Below are 569 nucleotides of genomic sequence, written 5' to 3' on the forward strand. Positions count from 1 at the left end.
TAATCACCATTGGCATCAACAGTGACGCCGGTGATTATTTGCACTGTGCCAGCGCTATCGGTGAGCGTTAGGGTGACAGTTGAGTTTGGCGCGACATCGGTAGTGGTACCAGAAATGTCAGCGGTTTCAGCGCCATCATTAATGGTGAGGGCTACATCAATTGAGCCGGCGGTCGCATCCATGTTGTCAGTGTCAGCATCAGTGACGGTTTGACCGTTTTGGTCGACAGCAGAGGCATCAACGGTAATGTCGCCATCAACTAAGCCTGAAATGTCTACGCCATCAATGCTGTAATCGCCATTGGCATCTACGGTCACGCCAGTGATGACTTGGACTGTGCCAGCGCTATCGGTGAGCGTTAGGGTGACAGTTGAGTTTGGCGCCACATCAGTAGTGGTACCTGAAATGTCGGCTGTCTCTGCGCCATCGTTAATCACTAATGCAACGTCGATAGAGCCTGGTGTCGCATCCATGTTGTCAGTGTCAGCATCAGTGACGGTTTGACCGTTTTGGTCGACTGCTGAGGCGTCAACAGTGATGTCGCCATCAACAAGGCCTGAAATATCCAC

At 51.7% G+C, this 569-nt stretch carries 1 pseudogene; it reads right to left on the reverse strand.

The window, feature by feature from the left end:
- Window positions 1-569 (reverse strand): annotated as a pseudogene (locus Q4600_RS21140) (RTX toxin); the annotation flags it as partial.

The organism is Shewanella sp. 2_MG-2023 (genome assembly GCF_030548905.1).
GTDB classification, from domain to species: Bacteria; Pseudomonadota; Gammaproteobacteria; order Enterobacterales; family Shewanellaceae; genus Shewanella; species Shewanella electrodiphila.